The organism is Planktotalea sp., assembly GCF_039984035.1.
GTDB lineage: Bacteria > Pseudomonadota > Alphaproteobacteria > Rhodobacterales > Rhodobacteraceae > Planktotalea.
Genome location: NZ_JBDWVM010000312.1, coordinates 1 through 6,419, shown reverse-complemented (window position 1 = coordinate 6,419; position 6,419 = coordinate 1). Strand labels below are relative to the sequence as shown.

2 protein-coding genes are annotated in these 6,419 nt (G+C 54.0%); both read left to right on the top strand.

Annotated features, from left to right (window positions below; all coding sequences use genetic code 11):
• Nucleotides 1-96 precede the first annotated feature (96 nt).
• Entirely contained in the window at nt 97-1,458 is a 1,362-nt protein-coding gene (locus ABJQ89_RS14135; protein ID WP_348496831.1) for an oligosaccharide flippase family protein, read from the top strand.
• A 115-nt stretch (nt 1,459-1,573) separates the two neighbouring features.
• The coding region (locus ABJQ89_RS14130; protein ID WP_348496830.1) for a type I polyketide synthase at nt 1,574-6,419 on the top strand (4,846 nt) is incomplete at its 3' end.

Here is a 6,419-nt window from a genome sequence, read left to right as displayed (position 1 = left end):
CGTTCTGCGCCATCCGATTGGCACCTTGGCCTATGGTGCAGTGTCTTTGACGGTGAAACTGACGCCATCCCAAAGCGATGATTGGAAACGCGGACGATGAGACGGCTTCAATCGCTTTTCCAAGGCTCGAACCTGCGCGCGCGTGCGATGCGTAGCTCTGTTTTAACAGTCGGTGGATTTGGCGCATCTCAGTTTATTCGACTTGCCTCGAACCTGATCCTGACACGGCTTTTGTTCCCAGAAGCGTTTGGGATGATGGCGCTTGTCATGGTCTTTATTCAGGGACTTTATCAGTTTTCGGACGTCGGTGTTGGCCCCGCGATTATGCAAAGCAAACGGGGCGATGATCCCCGTTTGCTTAATACTGCTTGGACAATTCAGGCAGGGCGCGGTGTGCTTTTGTGGTTGGCAGCCAGTGCTCTCGCCTATCCAATGGCGCTTCTTTATGGTGAGCCGCAATTGATGCAATTGCTCCCTGTGGCAGCGCTTACCTTAGTGATTCAAGGGTTTAACCCAACGCGGCTCATGCTGGCTAATCGGCACCTGCAATTGGGCCGCGTGACGGCGATTGATATCGTTACCCAAGTGTCCGGTATCCTAAGCGCTGTGGTCATAGCCTATCTCACTCAATCCGTTTGGGCGCTGGTTTTTTCCAGCATTATCAGCTCTTTGGTGCAACTGGTGCTCTATTGGGTTTACCTTGAAGGGCATCGCGATTGGTTCGAGTGGGAAAAGCCTGCTGCCCATGAATTGATCAACTTTGGCAAATGGATCTTTCTCAGCACTGTCGCAGGTTTTCTCTTTAACCAAAGCGATAAAATGCTTTTGGGAAAATACCTGCCGCTTGATCAATTCGGCGTTTATAACATCGGGTATTTCCTCGCGAGTTTTCCCTTGCTGCTTGGCATTTCAGTCACTCATAAACTCCTGATTCCGCTGTATCGTGAACGCCCGCCAAGCGAGAGCGTGGCAAATTTCGCAGCGCTGCGCAAAATGCGCTTTGTTGTCAGTGGTGGTCTGTTGTTTGGTCTAGCTGTACTCGCCTTTGCGGGTGTGCCATTGGTCGAGTTGCTTTATGATGAACGCTATCATTCAGCGGGTGTTATCGTAACTATCATCGCTTGCATGCAGGTCCCACAAATTATCGTGCTTACCTATGATCAAGCTGCCCTTGCCGCAGGCGATTCAAAACGCTTCTTTGTTCTCGCAGCCTCGCGCGCTGTGATCATGCTAACGGCAATGTTTATTGCGCTCGAGACCTTTGGACTTATCGGCGCGTTGTTCAGCATCGGGTTCGCTATGGTTTTGATCTACCCTGTCGTCGTTTGGCTGGCGCGCCGAATGGGGGCATGGGACCCTTTGCACGATTTGGCCTTTGCCGCGTTGGGTGGTTTGATGATCCTTTTCGCACTTTGGTTGAGTTGGGGTGCGATTGCCGATCTGGCAGCAATAAGTTAACCGAGGTGTGGGTAGCCAGATACCGCAAAATCTGCATAACTTTTCAAAGTCATGCCTCAAAAACTTCGTAATCTTGCAGGATATAAAGTCCTGATCTGTGTGCTTGAGTGGTAGTATGTCCGAGTTAGACCATCCCGAAACGGAATTTTCCGGCGATATCGCTATCGTTGGCATGGCTGCGCAATTGCCGGGCGCGCTTGGGCTTGATGCCTATTGGGACCTGCTACGCAGTGGAACGTCCGCTATCAAACGCTTGGACGAAGACGAGATGCTTGCTGCAGGTGTCGATCCTGCAACTCTGGCTGATCCCAATTACGTGCCATTTGCCGCCAATCTTCAGAACTATACGGAATTTGACGCTGATTTCTTTGGGCTTAGTCCTAAGGAAGCGGCGATCATGGACCCCCAGCACCGCAAGTTTCTTGAAGTCTCTTGGCACGCGCTCGAAAACGCGGGCCACATGCCAGAGAACTTTGATGGACCGATTGGTGTGTATGCCGGTTGTGGCATGGGAAGCTATTTCTATTTCAATGTCTGTTCGAACCGCGATCTCGTGGACAACACGGGCATGTTCCTGCTGCGCCATACCGGCAATGACAAGGATTTCCTGAGCACGAGACTCAGTCATTTCCTTGATCTTCGTGGTCCATCAATTTCAGTGCAAACCGCCTGTTCGACATCGCTTGTTGGCGTGCATTATGCATCCGCCGCCTTGCTGAATGGTGAATGCGATATGGCGATTGCCGGGGGCGTTACCATCGATCTGCCACAAGGGCAGGGCTATGTGTTCAAAGAGAACGAAATCCTGTCTCCAGACGGGCAATGCCATGCCTTCGATCACCGCGCACAGGGGACTGTATTCGGCTCTGGCGCCGGGGCTTTGGTCCTGCGACGATTAGAGGATGCTATCGCGGATCGTGATCATATTTGGGCGGTGATCAAAGGCACTGCTGTGAATAATGATGGGTCTGACAAAGCGGGCTATCTCGCACCCTCAGTGGGTGGTCAAGCTGCCGCGATTGCCGAGGCGCAAGAGATCGCGGGCGTTACAGCCGATACCATTGACTACATCGAATGCCATGGCACAGGCACTTACTTGGGCGACCCGATTGAGGTCGCCGCATTGACCGAGGCCTTTCGCGAAACAACAGACGCGCAGGGGTTTTGTCGTATTGGGTCGGTCAAAACCAACATCGGCCATTTAGACACGGCGGCAGGCGCGGCATCCCTGATCAAAACGGCCCTTTCTCTGCATCACAAGCAGATGCCACCCAGCCTTGGGTTTGAGGCACCAAACCCAGCAATCGATTTTGAAAACAGCCCTTTCCTTGTGAACGATCAGCTGCGGAATTGGACCACAGAAAACGGACCGCTCCGTGCTGGTGTTAACTCGCTTGGCGTCGGTGGAACCAATGCACATGCCGTTGTCGAGGAGGCTCCAAGGCGCGCCGCGTCCGAACAATCAGATTGGCCGTTTCAATTACTAACCATTTCAGGGCGCAACAAAGCGGCGCTTGACGCGAATACTTCTGCACTAGCCGCGCATTTAGAGCAAAGCAGCGATGATCTGGCGGACATTGCTTACACCTTGAAAGAGGGCCGTCGCGCGTTTGAGCGACGCCGCGTTGTCGTCGCCGAAACTGCGAAAGAGGCTGCAGAAAAGCTTGGAAAAGCTGACCCGCGTGAAGTCTTTTCTCACCGCGCCCTTAGTAATCCTGACGCTGTGTTCATGTTCCCGGGTGGCGGCGCTCAATACGCGGGTATGGCGCGCGATCTCTATGAAACTGAACCGACCTTCGCAGAGTGGATCGATGCAGGTCTTGCGGTGCTTGAGCCCAAGTTAGACTATGATATTCGCGCGCTTTGGCTGCCCGAAGAAGGTCAACGCAGTGTGGCGGATGAGGTCTTGAAAAAGCCGTCGATCCAATTGCCGTTGATCATGATCGTTGAATATGCGCTGGCGAAATTGCTTGAAAGCTGGGGTGTTGAGCCAAAGGTTCTGATCGGTCATTCGATGGGCGAAAACACCGCTGCTGCGTTGGCAGGTGTGATGAGCTTTGAAGACTGTATTGGCTTGGTGCTGCTGCGCGGTCAGTTGTTCGACACCGTGCCAGCAGGCGGGATGCTAAGCGTTTCATTACCTGCCGAGAAGTTGAAAACCTATCTTGGCGACACACTCGATCTGGCTGCTGTGAACTGCCCAAACCTTTCGGTTGCCTCAGGCTCGCAAGATGCGCTTGATGCATTGCAAGAGCAGCTCACGAAAGATGACATCGATTGCCAACGCATTCCCATCGACATTGCGGCGCATTCCCGCATGTTAGAGCCTATTTTGGGCCGCTTTGGTGACTATCTCCGCTCGATTTCTTTGAGCGTACCGAACATTCCGATCATTTCAAACCGCACGGGCAAACCGCTCACTGCAGAGCAGGCCACTGATCCCGAGTATTGGGTGCAACACCTGCGCGGAACTGTGCATTTTGCGGATGGCATTTCGCATCTTTCAGCGACCGAAAATCGCGCCTTTATCGAGGTTGGTCCCGGCAAAGCGCTCAGCTCTCTCGCGCAGCAAAACGAAAACGTCGCGAGCGATCAGGTGATCAATGTGCTGCGTCACCCTGATCAGGTTGTCGCGGACGATGCATTCTTCATGTCCGTTCTTGGCCGCCTCTGGGCCGTTGGATTTGAAATCGATTGGCCGCAAATCTGGGGCGAAAGTGCGCGCAACAAAGTGGTGTTGCCGGGCTATCAGTTCCAAACAAATTCTTATTTCATCGAAGCTGCCGCGCCGCAATTGGACGTCGCACCAAGCCGTATCATGCGTCAGGACGATATTGCTGAATGGGGCTATGTCCCCCATTGGCAAAAGCGGTATGCAGACTGCCCCTTGGATCTGGAGGCGGACCTTGGCAAATCAATGACATGGCTTGTATTCGCTGATGGTGCTGGGATTTCGGCGCCTGTCTCGGATCGTTTGCGCGATGCTGGGCACACGGTGACAGAGGTCGTCACAGGAGATGCCTTCGCGCGGCTGTCAGAGGATCGTTATGCGCTCGCACCTGAACAGGGGCGCGAAGGTTATGATCGCCTATTTGCCGAATTGGTTGCACAGGGCCGCACGCCTGAACGCATTGCGCATTTTTGGTCGGTGACGCAGGACGAGACGTTCCGCCCTGGCTCAAGCTTCTTCCACCGCAATCAGGAGCAAGGCTTCTATTCGCTGATGTTCTTGGCACAAGCGATCAGCGGTGAAGGTTTGCCAACGCCATTGCATGTTTCGGTGATTTCATCGGATGCACATAGCCTCGCGGGACAAACTGCGCGCTATCCTGAAAAAGCGTGTCTAAGCGGTCCTGTGAAAGTCACGCCAGCGGAATTTCCAGGCGTTACGATGTCATGGCTTGATATCGCGATGCCTGCGCAACCTGCGAAACGCCTATTCGCTACATCTACAGCGAAAATAGACTTCACAACCGAGGTGCTGGAAGAGCTTCTCAGCACTCCAAGCAATGTGATTGCTGCTCTTCGAGACGATGTTCGCTATGAGCAAACGACACAGCAACGCGCGCTTTCTGAACCTCAAGATCCTTGGTCGCTGGACAATGGTGCGACGGTGCTTATCACAGGCGGGTTTGGTGGCATTGGCCTCAGTCTGGCGCGCGATTTTATTGAGCGTTTTAACGCGCGCATTGTTTTGGTGTCTCGGACAGCTTTGCCTGATCGAAACGAATGGCAAACGCTTGCGCCTGCCGATCCTGCCGCACGCTACGTCGCCGCGGTTCAATCGCTTGAGGCATTAGGCGGTGAGGTTCTGTGCCTTTCTGGTGATGTATGTAACGCGGATGATATGCAGCGCGTGCGCGCCGAGGCTAAGGAAAAATTCGGCGCCGTCACGGGCGTCATACATGCAGCGGGTGTCATCGACGATGCGCCGATTTTGGCCAAAGGCGCAGGATCGGTTGAGGCGGTTTTCACCCCCAAAATTCATGGCACGCAAGTTATTGGAAAAACTTGGAACGACGGCGAATTAAACTGGCTTGTGCTGTTCTCGTCCTCCTCCACAATCACCGCGCCTGCGGGTCAAATCGATTACGTCGCCGCGAATGATTTCCTGAATGCCTACGCCAATGCGCGTCGGGGCGATGCAACGCGTGTGATCGCGCTCGGGTGGGGCGTTTGGGCGAATGTGGGCATGGCTGCAGCTGCGATGGCGGATCGTTTGGGAGTACCGAACACTTTGCCTGCCCGTGATGTTTCTCACCCCCTGCTCGACACTTTGAGTGCGGACAACGACGGGCGTCACGTCTTTGAAACGGAACTTTCCGTGGACAAGCATTGGGTATTGTCTGAACACCGCACCAAAGATGGTACGATTTTGATGCCCGGAACGGGGTATCTGGAACTCGCGCGTGAAGCGTTGCGCAGTTTGGGAGTGCAAAGCGCCTTTAGCATTCGTGATCTCTATTTCTTACGACCCTTGACGGTCGATCCGCAAACACCACGTGCGATGCGTGTGCGCCTTAAACCAAGCGATGCTGGTTTTGAAATGGACGTGCAGTCCAAGATTGAATTCCAAGGCAAAGACGCCTGGCAAAGCAATGCGCAAGCGAGCCTTGTTTTGAGCAAGTTGACCACTCCCCAAACTGTTGATCTGGAGGCCGTGCGCAATGGACTGCCTGCACCTTCAACAGCGGAAGCTGGCGCGACATTAACCTCGCCGCAAGAGGTCCATCTTGATTTCGGCCCTCGCTGGCGCGTTCTGAAATCGATGTCACTTGGGCAGGGCGCTGGCCTTGCTGATCTCGAGCTGCCTGAAAGCGCGGCGAATGACACTGACTTCGGCCTACACCCTGCTTTGATGGACCTCGCGACGGGCTGGGCCATGGGACTGATTGATGGCTACGGGGGCGATCACCTTTGGGTGCCTTTGAGTTATTCGGATATGCGGGTTTATCGCAATC